This window comes from Micromonospora sp. NPDC047707 (assembly GCF_040704235.1).
Taxonomy (GTDB): Bacteria; Actinomycetota; Actinomycetes; order Mycobacteriales; family Micromonosporaceae; genus Micromonospora.
This window is the reverse complement of record NZ_JBEYSU010000028.1, coordinates 23,666-40,692: the sequence shown is the minus strand read 5'-3', so window position 1 is coordinate 40,692 and position 17,027 is coordinate 23,666. Positions and strand designations below refer to the sequence as shown.

Here is a 17,027-nt window from a genome sequence, read left to right as displayed (position 1 = left end):
ACGGTCAGCTCTCCGTCGTGGTCGGATCAGAGCTTGCTGAAGTCGATGACGTCAGCCGCGGCCGGCTTCTTGATGTCCGGGAAGGACTTCCCGAACTCGCGGTAAGCCAACTGGCCCAGGTTGTCGCGGCCGACGAGGAGCAGCGGGTACGGCTCACCGGTCGTCGCCACGTACAGCGGTCGGATTCGTCGATAGGGACAGCGTGCTGCCCTCGTTCTCCCTCCGGGCCCTCGACGTGGAACGATCCCGGCCTTCTTGGGGGCGGCGTTCGTTCTCCTCAGAATCTCCTCTGCCGTCAGGTCCGCGACGCCGTTGCCGGCCGTGGACGCGGCGTCCAGGGGAAACTTCGCAGCGCATAGGCAGCGTCACCGGTCGCTCCCGCCGGTCAGTTGGGGTGCGCCGGGGCGTCGAGGATGGCGCTGAAGCGCTCCTCGGCGAGGTCGAGCTGGTCGAGGATGTGCCGTTTCACCGGCGGTGCCAGCGGCGTGTCCGGCCGGGTCACCAGGTCCCGGAGCACCGGCACCAGGGGGCGGTACTTCGCCGCCCAGGTCGGCACCTTCGGCCCGACCGAGTGGATCACGCCGACCCCGTTGTCGGTGAAGTCGGAGACCTTGATGACCCGCGCCCACGGCTCCCGGTCGAGGCTGGCCGCCACGTGCTCCCGGTACTGCTCGTGACGGTCGCGCGTGGGGTCGTACACCGGGTTGGTGACGGCGGCGACGAGGCGCGCGACGCGCGGGCCGAACCGGTCGGCGAGGGTGGCCAGCGCGGCCTCGCGGACGTCGGTGCCGGCGTGGCCGCCGCCCAGGTCGGCCAGGTCGGCCGGGTGGTCCTCGACCGTGTCGTGCAGCAGCCCGGCGACGATGACGTCGACGTCGCGGACCCGGTAGTGGTGCAGCATCCGGATGGCGACCCGCAGCAGGTGGTTGAGGTACGGCTCGCGGACCCGCCGGTCGTCGCGGTGCAGGTGGGCGGCGAGGTCGAGGGCGTCGGTGAGGCGCGCCCGCTCGGCCTCGGCGAAGTCACGGATCTCCAGCCGGAACCGGGCGAGCAGGCCGGGCTCGCCGTGGATCTCGGTGATCGCGTGCATCGGCATCGTGGCGAGGTGCGCGGGGAACTCCATGACCCACTTCTACCCGACCCGCGCCACGGGGCTCAGCGGGGTGGCCGGCCCTGGACGCGGTACGCGTGCGCCTCGTGCCAGACGTGCGGGTAGACGCCCACCTCGAAGTACCGGCGGACCCGGTCGATCGGGGCGCCCGCGTGGTCGTGCCAGAGCCACCAGACGGGCAGGACGGTGAACAGCACGTAGTTGGCGGCGACCAGCGGCAGGTAGAGCGGGCCGAGCAGGCGTGCCTGGAGGATGTGGGTGTCCTCGTGGCGCTGGATGCGCGGGTTGCTGCCCGCGCAGACCGTGCCGAGGGTGGTCGCGTACCGGGGCCACACGCCCTGGACGACGTTGACCCGGCAGGCGTGCCGGCAGCCCGGCGCGTCGAGGGTGTGCCCGGCGGCCAGGTGCAGGGCCAGGTAGACCGCGCCGAGGGCGGTGTTGGGCAGGCTCCACGTGTGGTCGACCAGGAACAGGGCGACGCCGCGCGGCCCACGGGGGTAGACCCCGGTGGCCGCGACCGCCCCGCCGAACACGGCACCCGGGATCAGCCCGGCGACCGCCCCGGCGGACAGCCCGACCGGACCGGCGACCAGCGCGCCCAGCGTGGCGCCCGCGACGACGTGCACGACCGCGCTGACGATTCCGGCGACCATGGCCCGCTCCTCGGATCGGGGACCTGCGTCCATGGTGGCACCGGAAACGGGAGACGTTGTCTGTCGCGTTCTCGGCACCGCGTCCCGGAACCCCACCGTCGGTGGGGCCCGTTACGCTGCCCGGCATGGTTCCGATCTCCTGCGTGCTCCTGGTCGATCCGCGTGGCCGGCTGCTGATGCAGCTGCGCGACGGCGAGGCGCCGTACTACCCGCACACCTGGGGCCTGCCCGGCGGGCACGGTGAGCCGGGGGAGAGCCCCGAGGAGACGGCCCTGCGGGAGCTGCACGAGGAGACCGGGCTGTCCCCGGCTGGTCCGCTCCGGCTCTTCGGCCGGCAGGAGCTGCCGGAGCGGGGCCTGACCAAGCACTACTTCTGCGGCGCCACCCGGGCGCGGCAGGAGGACGTGGTGCTCGGTGAGGGCGCGGCGATCGTGTTCCTCACCGTCGACGAGGTCCGCGACGGCCGCCCGTACACTCCGGGCACCGCCGACATGCTGGCGCGATTCCTCGACTCGACGGCGTACGCCGATCTGGCCGCCGGCGCCGCGGAGCCGGCCGTCTCCTGACCGGCCCGCGGGGGAGCTGGCCCGCCGACCGGCGAAAGTCGCCCGGACCCGAGCCGTATCGGCGACCCGGGCCCTCCGGCGGCGCGCCGTCAGCGGGACGCCGGCGGGTGCCAGTCGGCGTACCGGGCCATGTTGCGCAGCGCCACCCGGGCGGGGACCAGCCGCATCAGCGTGTTGCGCACCGCGATCGCGGCGGGGTTGCGCAGCTGCTGGCCGAGCCGCCCCATCCCGTACGAGGCGCGGGCGATCGCCTGGCTGCGGGGCCGGCGCTGCCGGTCGTACGCGCGCAGCGCCTCGGGAACCCCGGTGGCCGGCACGCCGGCGCAGACCGCGCCGAGCACCACCGCGTCCTCGACGGCCTGGCCGGCGCCCTGTCCGAGGTTCGGGGTCATCGCGTGCGCGGCGTCGCCGAGCAGCGCCACCCGGCCGCGCACGTACGACGGTAGTGGCGTGGCCAGGTGGTACAGGTCGGTGCGGAGCACCGACTCGGGTGGTGTCGCCGCGAGCAGGGCCGGGATCGGGTCGTGCCAGTCGCCGAACCGTTCCCGCACGGCGGCCAGTTCGTCCGGGACCGTCAGGCCCGGCGGGGCGGTGACCGCCGCGAACCAGTAGATCCGGTCGCCGCCGATCGGCACCATGCCGAACTCGGTGCCGCGACCCCAGCTGATCGCGGTGGGTACCGGCCGGGCGACGGTGGTCACCGCGCGCCAGGCGGTCGTGCCGGCGTACGCCGGCGGGGGCGTCGTGGGCCAGAGCCGGGCGCGGAGGACACTGCGCAGCCCGTCGGCGCCGACCACCAGGTCGGCCCGGAGGCCGGCCGACCCGCGACGGTGCACCTCGCCGAGTTGGGGGCGCGTTCGAGGACGCTCACCCGCCAGCCGTGCCGGTGCAGGGCGACCGCCGCGGCGAGCCCGCCGATCCCGCCACCCACCACGACCGCGTGCCGCTCCGTCATGCCGGTCAGCCTTCCACGGCGGCGAGGCGGTGGTCGCGCGGGCTCACGCCCCGGACCCGCCGGAAGGCGGTGCTCAGCGCGAACGGGCTGCCGTAGCCGACCCGGCGGGCCACCGCGCCGAGCGTGGCGTCCGGCTCGCGGAGCAGGTCGGCGGCGAGCGCCAGCCGCCAGCCGGTCAGGTACGTCATCGGCGGCTCGCCGACGAGGTCGGTGAAGCGGCGGGCCAGGGCGGCCCGGGATACGCCCACCTCGGCGGCGAGGGTGGCCACCGTCCAGGGCCGGGCCGGGTCGTTCTGGAGCAGCCGCAGGGCGGGGCCGACGACCGGGTCGGCGGCGGCCACGTACCAGGCGGGTGCCGCGCCGGGACGCGCGAACCAGTGCCGCAGCGCGGCGATCAGCAGCAGGTCGAGCAGCCGGTCGAGGACGGCCGCCTGACCGGGGGCGTCGCGGGTGACCTCGTCGGCGAGCAGCGGTACGAGGGGGCTGCGCCAGTCGTCGCCGTTCACCGTGACCAGTGGCGGCAGGGCGGTGAGCAGCCGCCGGCCCGGCTCGCCGGGCAGCTGGTAGGTGCCGGTCAGCAGCACGGTCGCGCCGGTCGGGCTGGTGCCCCAGGTCCGCACGCCGAGCGCCATGCTCTCGGCGAGGGATTCGCCGTGGATGGTGGTGCACCGCTGCCCGGGGTGGATCACCACCTGCGGCGGGGTGGTCGGGTCGTCGGCCACCAGGTAGCCGTCGGGGCCGCGCAGCACCGCCACGTCGCCGGGGCGCAGCCGGACCGCCGGCCCGTCGTCCGGCACCACCCAGGCGTCGCCGCGGACCAGAGCCACCACGGTCAGCGGCGCGCGGTCCTCGATGCGCAGCGAGAACGGCGGGTCGAGCATCGACCGCAGCAGGAAGGCGCCTCGGGCCCGGGGCCCGTCGAGCAGTCCGGTGAGTGGATCCACTCCCGCACTGTAGACGTCCGCGTATGGCAGCACGATCCTCGACCATTCATAGTCTCGCCGCCGGCGGCTTGACTGTCCACATGACAACGAACCCGACTCTCGTCCTCGGCGGTACCGGCAAGACCGGCCGCCGCGTCGCCCACCGCCTCGCCGACCTCGACGTCCCGGTCCGGCTCGGCTCCCGCGCCGGCACCCCGCCGTTCGACTGGACCGACCCGGCCGGCTGGGACCCGGTCCTCGCCGGTGTCGGGGCGGTCTACCTGACGTACCAGCCGGACCTGGCCGCGCCCGGCGGCGCGGAGGTCGTCGCCGCGTTCGCCCGCCGCGCCGCCGCGCATGATGTCCGCCGGATCGTCCTGCTCTCCGGCCGCGGCGAGCCGGAGGCCGAACACGCCGAGGCGGCCGTGCGGGCCGCCGGGGTGCCCTGCACGGTGCTGCGGGCCAGCTGGTTCCAGCAGAACTTCAGCGAGAGCCACCTGGTCGACCCGGTGCGGGCCGGCGTCGTCGCCCTGCCCGTCGGGGACGTGCCCGAACCGTTCGTCGACGCCGACGACGTCGCCGACGTCGCGGTCGCCGCGCTCACCGGGGACGGGCACGCCGGCCAGCTCTACGAGCTCACCGGACCGCGCGCGCTGACCTTCGCCGAGGCGGTCGCCGAGATCGCCGCCGCGACCGGCCGCGACGTCCGCTTCACCACGGTCACCACCGAGGCGTACGCGGCGCGGCTCGCCGCCGGCGGCGTCCCCGCCGAGGTGGCGGGACTGCTCACGTACCTGTTCACGGAGGTCCTCGACGGCCGCAACGCGCACGTGGCCGACGGCGTCGAACAGGTTCTCGGCCGGCCCGCCCGCGACTTCGCCGGCTACGCGGCCGCGACCGCGGTGACCGGGGTGTGGAAGCCCTGACCGGCCTCCGCCGTTACGCTCGCCGCCGGGGGTGAGGAGGCGGCGATGATCCGGTGGGGTGGGTTCGGAGCGGTGTGAAGGTTCGCTTCACACCGTTCGCTCACCAGCACGTGATCTGGTGTAGCGGGCGCGCATCGTCGGACTGGCGGCGGGGCCGGCGGTGAACACGAAGTCGTCACCGTCGAGGCGCCGCCCGGTCGTCCGGTCCACGATGACTGGATCGGCCTCGACGCCGGTCTCTCTGTCGACCAGGATCATGCTGCGTTGCGCCGGGTCCAGCCGGGAGTTGCCCCAGGCGGCAAGGGCGATGACCACCGGTCGGAGGCTGCGGCCGAGCTCGGTGAGGACGTACTCGTAACGGTCCGGGCGGGTCTGGTACCGGCGCCGCTCGAGCAGGCCACTCTCGGTAAGGGCCTTGAGCCGGCTGGTCAGGATGCTCGACGAGATCTGCAGGTTGGCCTGGAACTGATCGAAGCGGGTGTAGCCGTCGAAGCAGTCATGAAGGATCAGCAGCGTCCACCACTCACCGACGTGCCCGAGCGCGCTCGACAGCGGGCACTCGCGGTCCTCAAGTCGGATCTTGCCTGCCACGGCCATCCCTCCGGCGGGTAGGTGCTAAAGTCGAAGCGACTAACTTCCAGTTCGGAAGCAACTGTACGGCGTCCCCGCGACGTCCGTCGTGCGCTGCAGGAGGTCACCCGATGCCCCAGGTCACATCCGCGCCCGAGATCATCCGTCGGTACTTCGCGCTGGCATCCCAGCCGGACACCGAGGCGTACTTCGCGCTCTTCGCCGACGACGCCGTCGTCGAGGACGAGGGGCGGACGCACATCGGTGTCAACGCCATCCGCGCCTGGCGCGCCGAGGTGCCGCTGGTGACGTACGAGATCACCGACGTCGAGCAGACCCCGGCCGGTGCGGTGGTGACCGCCACCGTCAGCGGAGACTTTCCCGGTAGCCCGGTCCCCGGCCTGCGGTTCCGCTTCGAGGATTACGACGACCGGCACATTCGCCGGCTCCGCATCGCACCCTGATTCGGGGGCCACTCCGCTGTGGTACAACTGCCAGAAAGGTAGACCAAAGCGGTCGAAACGGGCGAGCCGATGACGAGTGGGGCAGCTGCGCTGCTGCGACGACCCGGGGAACCACAGGCGACGTTCCTGGAACTGTTCTTCGACCTGGTGTTCGTCCTCGCGCTCGTGTCGCTCTCACACAAGCTGCTGGACGACCTGACCTGGAAGGGTGCCCTTCAGACACTGGTACTGCTGCTCGCCCTGTGGTTGGTGTGGATCCATACGGCCGGGTTCACGGACAGGTTGGACTCTGAGCACCGGGTGATCCAGGTGCTGGTCATCGCGACCATGTTCGGCACCCTGCTGATGGCTGCCGCGCTGCCTGAGGCGTTCGGCGAGCAGGGCCTGTTCTTCGCCGGTGCCTACGTCGTCACTCAGGTCGGTCGCACCGCCGTCGTCGTGGTCCTGCTGCGGGGCAACGAGGCGGGGGCCGCTTTCGCGCGGTCACTGTTCTGGTCCGGCGTGTCCGCGGTGCCGTGGATCGCGGGCGCGCTCGCGCCGGGCACGACACGTGAGGTGCTGTGGGTGCTGGCGGTGGCGGCGGAGGCCATCGCCCTCGCACTCGGCGTCCCCACGCCGCGGCTGGGGCGCGCTTACATGCGGGTAGCCGAATATGCGATCTCCGGTGCGCATCAGGCCGAACGCTACCGGCAGATCTTCATCATCGCGCTCGGCGAACCCATCCTGGTCACGGGGCTGGCCCTGAGTCGCAGCAGCCTCGAGTTCGACCGGGTTGCCGCGGGCGTGGTCGCGTTCGCCACTACGGCGTTGCTGTGGTGGATCTACATCCACCGTGCTGGCGCGCTGTTGGCGCAGGCGCTCGCCGCCGCTTCCGATCCGGTCCGCGCCCTCATCTGGTCGCTGTACGCCCACCTGACGATGATCGCGGGCATCGTGGCCATCGCCGTCGGCGTCGAGCTTGTCATCGAGCACCCGTTCGGACATGCACAGCCGGCCTGGATCGCCGTCATGCTCGGCGGGCCCGCACTGTTTCTTGCCGGCCGGGGCATGTTCGAGTACGGGGTGTTCGGCCGGGTATCCCGATCCCGCGTGATCGGGGTGCTCCTGCTGGCCGCGATCGCACCGGCCGTGATCCTCCTGCCGCCGATGGCCGTCGCCGTCGCCTCGGTCCTTGTCCTGGCCGGGATCGCCGTAGCCGATGCGAGCCGCGCCCGAGGGCGCCCACCCGAGGCGCCGTCACCACCGCACTAGGCAGCGGGACCTGCCACCCACCTTCCGGCTGGCAGTCTCAACGCGCTCAGCGTGCCGAGGTCCAGCCTTGCCGGTGCAGCCGTTCGATGCCGTCCAGCAGCAGGTCCAGCGCGAACTCGAACTCGAACTGGTCGTCACAACCCGACCCGACGACGGACGCGTCGTCGTGGGACGCCGCCCCGGCGATCTCCGCGAGGTGCGGGAACCGGGTCGCGATCTCCGGCGGCAGGGCCGCCGGCGGGTCCGGGTTGGTCGTGCCGGACCGGCCGGCGTCGCGGGCGGCGTCGAACAGTTCCTGGCTGAAGCCCAGGATCCGGCTGCCCATCGCGTGCATCACGTGGTGCGTGAGGTCGGCGGAGAAGCCGCCGGCCCGGAACGTCCCGACCATCGAGTCGAGGTAGGCCAGGATGGCCGGCGTCGCCATGTTCCGCGACTCGATGGCGAGCGGCGCCCAGGGGTGACGCCGTAGCGCCTGGCGCGCCGAGAGGATGCGCCGGCGGACGGTGTGCTTCCAGTCGGCGTCGGGCACGAGCGGGTCGATCTCGCCGACGACCACGTCGATCATGCCGTCGAGCAGTTCGTCCTTGTTGGCCACGTGCTTGTAGAGGGCCATCGGCACGACGCCTAGATCCTGTGCGAGGTTGCGCATGCTGAGGGACTCGATCCCGGCCTCGTCGGCGAGCGCGACGGCGGCGTGCAGGATCCGGTCCCTGCTCAGCGGCGTCCGGCGCAGCGTCTCAGCCTGCTCAGCCATCTCGTTCCTCGTCTTCCGTCGGCGGTTGAACACTAATCCCCTTGACGGGTGTACGGCGTACACCTATCGTGTCTGAGGAAAGGTGTACGCCGTACACCAGGGGGAGGGGGAGACATGAAGGCAATCGTCCAGGACCGGTACGGCCCGCCGGAGACGCTCACGCTCGCGGACGTGGACGTGCCGGTGCCGGCCGCCGACGAGGTGCTCGTGCGGGTGGAGGCCGCCGCGCTCAACGCCTACGACTGGCACGTCATGCGTGGCGATCCGCGGCTGGCGCGGTTGGCGCTGGGCCGGTCACGGCCCCGGGCGCGCGTCCGTGGCCGGGACTTCGCCGGCCGGGTCGAGGCCGTGGGGACCGACGTTCGGGACGTACGCCCGGACGATGCCGTCTTCGGCGACCTCGGCGATGCCAACGGCGCGTTCGCCGAGTACGTCCGGGTACCCGCGACTCTGTTGGCGGCGAGGCCGGCGAACCTGACGCCGCAGCAGGCGGCCGCCCTGCCGCTGGCCGGCACCACCGCGCTCCTGGGCCTGCGCGACGTCGGGCAGGTCGGGCCGGGCCACCGCGTACTCATCAACGGCGCCTCCGGCGGCGTCGGCACGCTGGCCGTCCAACTGGCCAAGGTGCTCGGCGCGACCGTGACCGGGGTGTGCAGCACCCGCAACGTCGACCTGGTCCGCTCCCTCGGCGCCGACCACGTCGTCGACTACACCCGCGACGACTTCACCCGCGACACCCGCCGCCACGACGTCGTGTTCGACCTGGTCGGCAACCGCTCACTCACGGCGCTCCGGCGGGCGCTGACCCCGACCGGGGCGCTGGTGCTCTCCGGCGGTGGCGTGTACCGCGGCGGCAGCCTCGTCGGACCGATCGGGCTCATCATGCGCGGGCGGGTGCTGGCACCCTTCGTCCGGCAGCGGATCGGCATCCTGACGACGGCACCCGGCCGGCAGCACCTCGACACGCTCCGCGCTTACGCCGAAGCCGGCCGCCTCACCCCGGTCATCGACCGGACCTACCCGCTCCACGAGGTGCCCGAGGCCCTCCGCTACCTCGAAGGTGAGCACGCGCGGGCGAAGGTGGTCATCACCGTCTGACGTGCCCGGCCGCTCCGGGCCGAACGGTCAGGCGCCGGTCAACCAGGAGGCGGCCTCGGCCCGGATGTCGGCGGGCACCTCGTGCCCGTCGGGGAACTCGTGGTAGGTCACGTCGTAGCCCAGCGAGCGCAGCCGGGGCACCAACCGCCGGCTGCACGCCTCGACCGGCAGGACCGGGTCGGCGACGCCGTGCGAGACGTACACCCGCGGTCGGCCGTGCGTGACCAGCGGCGCGGCGAAGCCGGGGGAGAAGGCCACCACCGCGTCGACCAGGTCGCCGTTGGTCAGGCCCAGGGAGAGGGCGTACGAGGCGCCGTCGGAGAACCCGCCGAACGCCACCCGGTCGACGGGGTGGCCGGCGAACACGCTGGTGAGCAGCGTGTCGATGCGGCGGACGTCGACGCCGAAGCCCTCCACGATCAGGTCCCAGCTGCTGGCGGCGGCCTGCGGGGCGACCAGCAGGAGGCGGTGCGTGTCGGCGACCGGGAGCAGCAGGTCGAGGCCCTGCCGGGCCGAGCCGCCGGCCCCGTGCAGCAGCAGGACCAGGCGGTACGGCCGGCCGTCCGCCGGCTCCGGGGCGTACACCATGGCGAGGGGGTCGCCCGCGGCGTCGGTCAACGGGACCAGCCCGGTGGCGGCCCGCACCGACGGTGGACCGGGACGCGCGGTGAGCCGGCCGTGCCGGGGGTTCTCCTCCGGCACCCGGTGCGGCGTCGCGGGTTCGGCCACGGGCTTCCGTCCCTCGTCCTCGGGTGGTGTGGCCGGTTACCCGGCTGGCCGCCGGTAAACCCGGTGGCCGTCGTCCCGCAGGATGGTAAGGGGCGCCACGGCCGATGGTGGTGACGGTGCGGGTTGTGAGAGGGTTCCCGGAGAACGCTCCCACAGGAGAGGATCATCGCTCGTGAGTAGCGTCGCCGCCCCGGCCGGCCCGACCGTCACCCCCCGCCAGGTGCGGGCCGCCCGCACCGGTGTCGCGGTGGTCTTCGCCCTCAACGGCCTCGCCGTCGCCTCCTGGTTCGCCCGGGTGCCGGCGGTCCGTGAGGGGCTCGACCTGACCGCCGGCCGCCTCGGACTGCTGCTGCTCGCCATGTCGGCCGGGGCGATCCTGGCGATGCCCACGTCCGGTCTGGTCGCCCAGCGCCTCGGCACCGCCCGGACGGTGGTGCTGGCGACCCTGCTCGTCGCGCTCGGCCTGGCGGTCGCCGGCGTCAGCGCCGGGACGGTCGGCTCGCTGGGCGGCGTGGCGATCGGCCTGTTCGCCCTCGGCTACGGCTCCGGCACCTGCGACGTGGCGATGAACATCGAGGGCGCCGCGGTCGAGCGGCGACTCGGCCGCACGATCATGCCCCGGTTCCACGCCGCGTGGAGCCTCGGCTCGGTGGCCGGGGCCGGGCTCGGCGCCGGAGCCGCCCGGCTCGGCGTTCCCGTGTCCGTCCACCTCGCCCTGACGGCGGTGGTGGTGCTGGCCGGCACGGTGCTCGGGGCCCGGGCCTTCCTGCCGGCCGCCGAGACGGCGCCGGCCGCCGACACCACCTCGCCGGCGACGCGCCGCCGCGCGCTGCTCGCCGCGTGGCGCGAACCCCGGACCCTGCTCATCGGACTGTTCGTGCTGGTCATGGCGTTCGCCGAGGGCAGCGCCAACGACTGGGTCGCGGTCGCCTTCGTCGACGGGTACGACCTCAGCGAGGCGGCCGGCGCCGCCGTGTTCGGGGTGTTCGTCGTGGGCATGACGCTCGGCCGTACCCTCGGCACCCTCGCCCTCGACCGGTGGGGCCGGGTACGCGTGCTGACCGCGACGATCCTGCTCGCCGTGCTCGGCGCGGGCATCGCGGTGCTCGGCGGCTCCGGGCCGGTGGCCGTCGTGGGCGTGGCGCTCTGGGGGCTCGGCGCGTCGCTCGGCTTCCCGGTGGGGATGAGCGCGGCGGCCGACGAGGAGGACCGCGCCCCCGCCCGGGTGAGCGTGGTCGCCGTGATCGGCTACACCGCCTTCCTCGCCGGCCCGCCGCTGCTGGGCCTGCTCGGCGACCGGGTCGGTACGCTGCGCGCCCTGCTCGTCGTGCCGATCCTGCTGCTGCCGACCCTCGCGCTGGTGCCGGTGACCCGCCGACCCGCCGACTGACGGCCGACGAGCCCGGCCGGCCGCGGAGACCGACGTCGGTCGCGGTGAGCGCCGGGCCCGGTCGTGCGGCCGGACCCGGCCCGGGCCGGCGTCAGTCGCGCAGCCAGACCCGCAGTGGGCCCGTCGGGCGGAAGCCGGCCGATCGCGCGACGGCCAGGAGCCTAGCCCAGGCCCTAGCCCAGGGGGCTCACACCGGGCTCGCAGGAGACTGCCAGAAAACCGTGCTGAACTGGAGGTTCGCCGAGGGAGGGAGCCGCACATGGGCTGGTTCAGCCGGCGGTCGCGTACCCGGGGGTCCGAGGGACCGGCGACGAAGCTCGACCGGGAGGCCACCCGCGAGGATCTGGCGGCGCTGGAGGCGTTCGTGGCCAGCCGGACCGGGGTGGAGTTCTACCTGGAACCGGAGACGACCGCGACGAACACGACGGTGGTGGCGATCGCCCACGACGGTGAGTGGATCCGGCGCCGGACCGGGTCGCCCCGGGTGGCGGCGGCCCTCGCGAACCGGCTCGCCCTGCCGTTGTACGAGGCCGCGAAGACCGGGTACCCGGAGCGCATGCGGGCCTGGAACCGGGCCCACCCGGAGCGCCGCGCCCGCTAGGGCCTGTCCTGCCGGCCCCGCCGAGGCTCAGTCCGCGACGGCGGCGCGCGCCTCGTCGAGGGTCATCGTCGGGCTGTGGCTGGAGACGTACCAGCCGACGTCGTCGGTGAGCAGGCGGCGGACCAGGGCCAGGTCCGGCCCGTCGTCGGGCGAGCGCAGGTGCAGCGGCGGCGGGTACCAGCTGTCGCCGAGGAGCAGCACGCCCGAGGCCGGGTCGACCACCACGGTCGAGTCGGGGGCGTGGTGGCCGCCGACGTGCCGGACCAGGACGCCGGTGGGCATCTCCAGCTCGTCGGTGAACGTCCGCGTGGGCGGCCGGACCGTGAAATCGTCCCAGGAGTCCACGGCGAGCGCCCGGGCCCGGAAGCTCGGCCCGAGCCGCGGGTCGGCGCGGACCTGCTCCCGCAGGTAGCGGGTGCTCCACGGGCGGGCCGCCTCGGCGTGCAGCAGGTCGGCGCCGGTGACGTGGCCGACGATCTCCACGCCGGGCCAGGCGCAGGCGCCCCACACGTGGTCCCAGTGGTGGTGGGTGTAGACCAGCCAGCGTGGCTCCGGGAGCCCGGCGGCCCGCAGCGCCACCTGGATCTCGGCGGCGTGCGCCGGGCTCTGGCCCGCGTCGACCAGCACGCTGCCGCGCTCGTCCGCGACCAGTGCGACGGAGGGCCGGACCCAGGCCGGATCCGGGTCGAAAGGGGTCACCCACACCCGACCGGCGACGTGATGGAACTCGATGGCGGGGCTCGCCGCCCCGTCGGTGTCCGCCATCACACCGATCCTAGCTGGACCGTCGGGCACGTGTGGGCCGCGTTGACCGGCCGTCGGAGGTGTGGCAGCATTCGCGGCCGGACGGCAGTGAAGGAAGCCGGTGCGATTCCGGCGCGGTCCCGCCACTGTCACCGGGGAGCGATCCCCCCTCGCGAGTCACGGCCGCGCGTGCGCGGTTGGAAGGCCGGGGGTGAGCGTCGATCCGGGAGCCAGGATACTTCGGCCGTCGGTGCACCCCAGGGCGTGGACACCCGAGGAGGACCCGATGACGCGCAGCGCCCCCGCCATCGACGACGATCGTCGTATCCGTTTCGCGCGTGCCGACGCGCCCGCCGCCGCCCCGCCCGGACGCCCAGCCGCTCCGCACGCGTCGCCCCGACCGGCCCGGCCGGTCGCTTCGCCCTGACCGGCCGGGCCGGTCGGCGCCGACCACGCGCCTGACGAGCCCGCTCGCCGCCGGCCCCGGCGCACCGTCGCGCCGCGCGCCGGCCCACCGCATCCGCTGACCGAGCAGCCATCCCTCGCCCCCAGCCCGACCGGCCTCACCCCCGGGGGCGGGCGTCACTCTTCGGAGCTCCCTCGTGCCCATCCTGCTGCTGTCCACCGCCGACACCGACCTGCTCGCCGCCCGCGCGAGCGGCGCCGACTACCGCCTGGCCAACCCGGCCCGGGTCGCGGCCGACGCCGTACCGGCGCTGGTCGACGGTGCGGACCTGGCCGTCGTACGCCTGCTCGGCGGCCGGGCGGCGTGGCCGGACGGCCTGGCCGCGGTGCTCGCCTCCGGCGTGCCGACGGTCGTGCTGGGCGGCGAGAGCGTGCCGGACGCGGACCTGATGGCGGTCTCCACGGTGCCGTCCGGAGTGGCCACCGAGGCCCTGTCCTACCTGGTGGAGGGCGGTCCGGAGAACCTGGCGCAGCTGGCCCGGTTCCTGTCCGACACGGTGCTGCTCACCGGCGAGGGCTTCGCCCCGCCCGCGCCCACACCGGCGTACGGGATCCACGGCGAGCGGCCGGCCCACCCGGACCGGCCGACCATCGGGATCGTCTTCTACCGGGCGCACGCCCTGGCCGGCAACACCGCGTTCGTCGACACCCTCGCCGACGCCGTCGAGGCGGCCGGCGGCAACGCCCTGCCGATCTTCTGCGGCTCGCTGCGCGGGCTGACCGCCGGCGCCGGACCGCTGGGGCTCTTCGCCCGCTGCGACGCGCTGCTGGTCACGGTCCTCGCCGCCGGTGGCGCGGTCGCCGCCGACGCCTCCGGCGGCGGCGACGAGGACGCCTGGGACGTGGGCGCGCTCGCCGCCCTCGACGTACCGGTGATCCAGGCGCTCTGCCTCACCAGCACCCGCGCGCAGTGGGCCGGCAGCGACGCCGGACTGTCCCCGCTGGACGCGGCCATGCAGGTGGCCATCCCCGAGTTCGACGGGCGGATCGTCACCGTGCCGTTCTCGTTCAAACGGATCGACGCCGACGGGCTGTCGGTGTACGAGCCGGACCCGGAGCGGGCCGCCCGGGTCGCCGGCATCGCCGTGCGGCACGCCCGGCTGCGGCACGTGCCGAACGCCGACAAGCGGCTCGCGGTGGTGCTCAGCTCGTACCCGACGAAGCACTCCCGGGTCGGCAACGCCGTCGGCCTGGACACCCCGGCCAGCGCGGTGCGGCTGCTCACCGCCCTCGCCGACGCCGGATACCACCTGGGCGACGCGCCGGTCCCCGACGACGGGGACACCCTCATCCACGCCCTCATCGCCGCGGGCGGCCACGACGTGGAGTGGCTCACCCCGGAGCAGCTCGCCGCCGCGTCGGCGCGGGTGCCGGGGGAGACGTACCGGCGCTGGTTCGCGGAGGTGCCGGCGGAGCTGCGGGAGGCGATGCGGGAGCACTGGGGTGAGCCGCCCGGTGAGCTGTACACCGACGGCGGCGACATCGTGCTCGCCGGGCTGCGCTTCGGCAACGTGGCGCTGCTGATCCAGCCGCCCCGCGGCTTCGGCGAGAACCCGGTCGCCATCTACCACGACCCGGACCTGCCGCCGAGCCACCACTACCTGGCCGCGTACCGCTGGCTGTCGGCGCCGGTCGCGGACGGCGGCTTCGGCGCCGACGCCGTGGTGCACCTGGGCAAGCACGGCACCCTGGAATGGCTGCCCGGCAAGGGCCTCGGGCTGGCCGCCGACTGCGCCCCGGACGCCGTGCTCGGCGACCTCCCCCTGGTCTACCCGTTCATCGTCAACGACCCCGGGGAGGGTACGCAGGCCAAGCGCCGCGCCCACGCCGTCGTCGTCGACCACCTGGTGCCGCCGATGGCCCGCGCCGAGACGTACGGGGAGCTGGCGAAACTGGAACAGCTCCTCGACGAGTACGCGACCGTGCAGGCCCTCGACCCGGCCAAGGTGCCGGTGGTGCAGGGGCAGATCTGGGACCTGGTGCGGGCCGCCGAGCTGCACCACGACCTGCACCAGGCCGACATGCCGGCCGCCGACGACTTCGACGACTTCGTGCTGCACCTCGACGGGTACCTGTGCGAGGTCAAGGACGTGCAGATCCGCGACGGCCTGCACGTGCTGGCCGCCGCGCCCACCGGCGAGGCGCGGGTCAACCTGGTGCTCGCCGTGCTGCGCGCCCCGCAGGTGTGGGGTGGCGCCCGCGCCCTGCCCGGCCTGCGGCAGGCGCTCGCCGCGAGCTACGGCCTGGACGAGCAGGCGCTGCTCGCGTCGCCGGGCGAGCGGGTGGCGCTGCCGGCGGCGCTCACCGAGGCGGTCGACGGGCCGGCCGCCACCGCCGCCGACGCCGTCGACCTGATCGAGGGCCTGGCCCGCCGGCTCGTGCTCGGCATGGAGACGCTCGGCTGGGACGCCGGCAAGGCCGATGCCGTCGTCGAGGAGGTCACCGGCCGGCCGGTCCCGGACGCCGCCGCCGTGCTGCGGTTCGCCGCCACCGAACTGGTGCCCCGCCTGGACCGCACCACCGACGAGATCGACCGGGTGCTGGGCGCGCTCGGCGGTGGCTTCGTGCCGCCCGGCCCGTCCGGCTCGCCCACCCGCGGCCTGGTCAACGTGCTGCCCACCGGACGCAACTTCTACTCCGTCGACCCGAAGGCCATCCCCAGCCGCAACGCCTGGGACGTGGGCGTGGCCCTGGCCGACTCGCTGCTCGCCCGGCACCTCGCCGACACCGGCGCGTACCCGCGCTCGGTCGGCCTCACCGTGTGGGGCACCAGCGCGATGCGTACCCAGGGCGACGACATCGCCGAGGTGCTCGCGCTGCTCGGCTGCCGGCCCGTCTGGGACGACCGGTCCCGCCGGGTCACCGGCGTCGAGGTGGTGCCCCTGCTCGAGCTGGGCCGGCCCCGCGTCGACGTCACCGTCCGCATCTCCGGCTTCTTCCGCGACGCGTTCCCGCACGTCGTCGCGCTCCTCGACGACGCGGTCCGGCAGGTCGCCGCGCTGGACGAGCCCGCCGCCGACAACTTCGTCAAGGCCCACGTGGACGCCGACGTCGCCGAGCACGGCGACGAGCGCCGGGCCACCGCGCGCATCTTCGGGTCCAAGCCGGGGGCGTACGGGGCCGGGCTGCTGCCGCTCATCGACGCCCGGAACTGGCGCAGCGACGCCGACCTCGCCGAGGTGTACGCGGTCTGGGGCGGCTACGCGTACGGGCGCGGACTCGACGGGCGGGAGGCGCGCGCCGACATGGAACGCTCCTTCGCCCGCATCGCCGTCGCCGTGAAGAACCAGGACACCCGCGAGCACGACATCGTCGACTCCGACGACTACTTCCAGTACCACGGCGGGATGGTGGCGATGGTCCGCCACCTCACCGGCGCCGCTCCGGCCGCGTACGTCGGGGACTCGGCGATGCCGCACGACGTGCGTACCCGCACGCTCGGCGAGGAGACCCGGCGGGTGTTCCGCGCCCGGGTGGTCAACCCGCGCTGGATCGCCGCGATGCGCCGCCACGGCTACAAGGGCGCGTTCGAGCTGGCGGCCACCGTGGACTACCTGTTCGGCTACGACGCCACCGCCGGTGTCATGGACGACTGGATGTACGAGCGCCTCGCCGAGGCGTACCTGTTCGACGACGAGACCCGCGCGTTCCTGGAGACGTCGAACCCGTGGGCGCTGCGCGGCATCACCGAGCGGCTGCTGGAGGCCGCCGACCGGGGCCTGTGGGCCGAGCCCGATCCGGGCACCCTGGACCGGCTCCGCGAGACGTACCTGGCCAGCGAGGGCGACCTGGAGGACCAGCGGTGAGCGCGAGGAGTGAGCCGGGTC

16 protein-coding genes, 2 pseudogenes and 1 riboswitch are annotated in these 17,027 nt (G+C 74.3%); of the genes and pseudogenes, 8 read left to right on the top strand and 10 right to left on the bottom strand.

Annotated elements, in window-relative coordinates; genetic code table 11:
* Positions 1 to 26 precede the first annotated feature (26 nt).
* The 3 genes from AB0873_RS24325 to AB0873_RS24315 form a co-directional block, all read right to left on the bottom strand.
* Positions 27 to 170 (bottom strand): hypothetical protein, encoded by a 144-nt coding sequence (locus AB0873_RS24325; protein ID WP_366602365.1) that lies wholly within the window; start codon positions 168 to 170, stop codon positions 27 to 29.
* Positions 171 to 385: 215 nt separating this feature from the next.
* Complete coding sequence (locus AB0873_RS24320; protein WP_366602364.1) at positions 386 to 1,123, bottom strand: HD domain-containing protein; 738 nt, start codon at positions 1,121 to 1,123, stop codon at positions 386 to 388.
* Positions 1,124 to 1,155: 32 nt separating this feature from the next.
* Positions 1,156 to 1,764, bottom strand: a complete 609-nt coding sequence (locus tag AB0873_RS24315) for a glycine zipper family protein (RefSeq protein WP_366602363.1) — start codon at positions 1,762 to 1,764, stop codon at positions 1,156 to 1,158.
* Between the two features lie 125 nt (positions 1,765 to 1,889).
* Between AB0873_RS24315 and AB0873_RS24310 the strand changes: the two genes are divergently transcribed.
* A complete protein-coding gene (locus tag AB0873_RS24310) occupies positions 1,890 to 2,330 on the top strand; it encodes an NUDIX domain-containing protein (RefSeq protein ID WP_155331850.1) in 441 nt (146 codons plus the stop codon).
* Between the two features lie 89 nt (positions 2,331 to 2,419).
* Here the strand turns inward: AB0873_RS24310 and AB0873_RS24305 are convergent, their stop codons facing one another.
* The 3 genes and pseudogenes from AB0873_RS24305 to AB0873_RS24295 form a co-directional block, all read right to left on the bottom strand.
* Positions 2,420 to 3,166: an FAD-dependent monooxygenase gene (locus AB0873_RS24305; protein ID WP_366602361.1), complete on the bottom strand. Its 747-nt coding sequence runs from the start codon at positions 3,164 to 3,166 to the stop codon at positions 2,420 to 2,422.
* Between the two features lie 50 nt (positions 3,167 to 3,216).
* Positions 3,217 to 3,285 (bottom strand): annotated as a pseudogene (locus AB0873_RS24300) (hypothetical protein); the annotation flags it as partial.
* A 5-nt stretch (positions 3,286 to 3,290) separates the two neighbouring features.
* Positions 3,291 to 4,229: an AraC family transcriptional regulator gene (locus tag AB0873_RS24295; RefSeq protein WP_366602359.1), complete on the bottom strand. Its 939-nt coding sequence runs from the start codon at positions 4,227 to 4,229 to the stop codon at positions 3,291 to 3,293.
* A gap of 80 nt (positions 4,230 to 4,309) precedes the next feature.
* Between AB0873_RS24295 and AB0873_RS24290 the strand changes: the two genes are divergently transcribed.
* Entirely contained in the window at positions 4,310 to 5,134 is an 825-nt protein-coding gene (locus tag AB0873_RS24290) for an NmrA family transcriptional regulator (RefSeq protein ID WP_366602358.1), read from the top strand.
* Positions 5,135 to 5,221: 87 nt separating this feature from the next.
* Here AB0873_RS24290 and AB0873_RS24285 read toward each other — a convergent pair whose 3' ends face one another.
* Entirely contained in the window at positions 5,222 to 5,725 is a 504-nt protein-coding gene (locus AB0873_RS24285; protein WP_366602356.1) for a helix-turn-helix domain-containing protein, read from the bottom strand.
* Positions 5,726 to 5,835: 110 nt separating this feature from the next.
* Here AB0873_RS24285 and AB0873_RS24280 point away from each other — a divergent pair, with 110 nt between their 5' ends.
* Together AB0873_RS24280 and AB0873_RS24275 are read left to right on the top strand one after the other, a co-directional pair.
* Complete coding sequence (locus AB0873_RS24280) at positions 5,836 to 6,168, top strand: nuclear transport factor 2 family protein (RefSeq protein WP_366602354.1); 333 nt, start codon at positions 5,836 to 5,838, stop codon at positions 6,166 to 6,168.
* Positions 6,169 to 6,237: 69 nt separating this feature from the next.
* Entirely contained in the window at positions 6,238 to 7,419 is a 1,182-nt protein-coding gene (locus tag AB0873_RS24275) for a low temperature requirement protein A (RefSeq protein WP_366602352.1), read from the top strand.
* Positions 7,420 to 7,465: 46 nt separating this feature from the next.
* On the opposite strand, the gene AB0873_RS24270 is transcribed toward AB0873_RS24275, so the two are convergent.
* The gene (locus AB0873_RS24270) at positions 7,466 to 8,173 is read right to left on the bottom strand and encodes a TetR/AcrR family transcriptional regulator C-terminal domain-containing protein (RefSeq protein WP_366602350.1); all 708 of its coding nucleotides are present in this window, start codon (positions 8,171 to 8,173) and stop codon (positions 7,466 to 7,468) included.
* 114 nt (positions 8,174 to 8,287) lie between these two features.
* Here AB0873_RS24270 and AB0873_RS24265 point away from each other — a divergent pair, with 114 nt between their 5' ends.
* Entirely contained in the window at positions 8,288 to 9,271 is a 984-nt protein-coding gene (locus AB0873_RS24265) for an NAD(P)-dependent alcohol dehydrogenase (RefSeq protein WP_366602349.1), read from the top strand.
* Positions 9,272 to 9,298: 27 nt separating this feature from the next.
* Here the strand turns inward: AB0873_RS24265 and AB0873_RS24260 are convergent, their stop codons facing one another.
* Positions 9,299 to 10,000 (bottom strand): phospholipase, encoded by a 702-nt coding sequence (locus tag AB0873_RS24260; protein WP_366602347.1) that lies wholly within the window; start codon positions 9,998 to 10,000, stop codon positions 9,299 to 9,301.
* Between the two features lie 172 nt (positions 10,001 to 10,172).
* Between AB0873_RS24260 and AB0873_RS24255 the strand changes: the two genes are divergently transcribed.
* Positions 10,173 to 11,390 (top strand): MFS transporter, encoded by a 1,218-nt coding sequence (locus tag AB0873_RS24255; protein ID WP_366602345.1) that lies wholly within the window; start codon positions 10,173 to 10,175, stop codon positions 11,388 to 11,390.
* A 259-nt stretch (positions 11,391 to 11,649) separates the two neighbouring features.
* A complete protein-coding gene (locus tag AB0873_RS24250) occupies positions 11,650 to 11,991 on the top strand; it encodes a hypothetical protein (protein WP_155331861.1) in 342 nt (113 codons plus the stop codon).
* 27 nt (positions 11,992 to 12,018) lie between these two features.
* Here the strand turns inward: AB0873_RS24250 and AB0873_RS24245 are convergent, their stop codons facing one another.
* Positions 12,019 to 12,756 (bottom strand): MBL fold metallo-hydrolase, encoded by a 738-nt coding sequence (locus AB0873_RS24245; RefSeq protein ID WP_366602343.1) that lies wholly within the window; start codon positions 12,754 to 12,756, stop codon positions 12,019 to 12,021.
* A 90-nt stretch (positions 12,757 to 12,846) separates the two neighbouring features.
* A riboswitch (cobalamin riboswitch) is annotated at positions 12,847 to 12,976 on the top strand.
* Between the two features lie 358 nt (positions 12,977 to 13,334).
* Here AB0873_RS24245 and cobN point away from each other — a divergent pair.
* Positions 13,335 to 17,006 (top strand): annotated as a pseudogene (gene cobN / locus AB0873_RS24240) (cobaltochelatase subunit CobN); the annotation flags it as partial.
* Positions 17,007 to 17,027 lie beyond the last annotated feature (21 nt).

What these genes read in the sequence shown, in the direction of transcription:
- AB0873_RS24290 (WP_366602358.1), top strand. Translation starts at nt 4,310, where the DNA reads ATGACAACGAACCCGACTCTCGTCCTCGGCGGTACCGGCAAGACCGGC.
- AB0873_RS24250 (WP_155331861.1), top strand. Translation starts at nt 11,650, where the DNA reads ATGGGCTGGTTCAGCCGGCGGTCGCGTACCCGGGGGTCCGAGGGACCG.
- AB0873_RS24320 (WP_366602364.1), bottom strand. Translation starts at nt 1,123, where the DNA reads ATGGAGTTCCCCGCGCACCTCGCCACGATGCCGATGCACGCGATCACC.
- AB0873_RS24310 (WP_155331850.1), top strand. Translation starts at nt 1,890, where the DNA reads ATGGTTCCGATCTCCTGCGTGCTCCTGGTCGATCCGCGTGGCCGGCTG.
- AB0873_RS24280 (WP_366602354.1), top strand. Translation starts at nt 5,836, where the DNA reads ATGCCCCAGGTCACATCCGCGCCCGAGATCATCCGTCGGTACTTCGCG.
- AB0873_RS24265 (WP_366602349.1), top strand. Translation starts at nt 8,288, where the DNA reads ATGAAGGCAATCGTCCAGGACCGGTACGGCCCGCCGGAGACGCTCACG.
- AB0873_RS24315 (WP_366602363.1), bottom strand. Translation starts at nt 1,764, where the DNA reads ATGGTCGCCGGAATCGTCAGCGCGGTCGTGCACGTCGTCGCGGGCGCC.
- AB0873_RS24245 (WP_366602343.1), bottom strand. Translation starts at nt 12,756, where the DNA reads ATGGCGGACACCGACGGGGCGGCGAGCCCCGCCATCGAGTTCCATCAC.
- AB0873_RS24270 (WP_366602350.1), bottom strand. Translation starts at nt 8,173, where the DNA reads ATGGCTGAGCAGGCTGAGACGCTGCGCCGGACGCCGCTGAGCAGGGAC.
- AB0873_RS24275 (WP_366602352.1), top strand. Translation starts at nt 6,238, where the DNA reads ATGACGAGTGGGGCAGCTGCGCTGCTGCGACGACCCGGGGAACCACAG.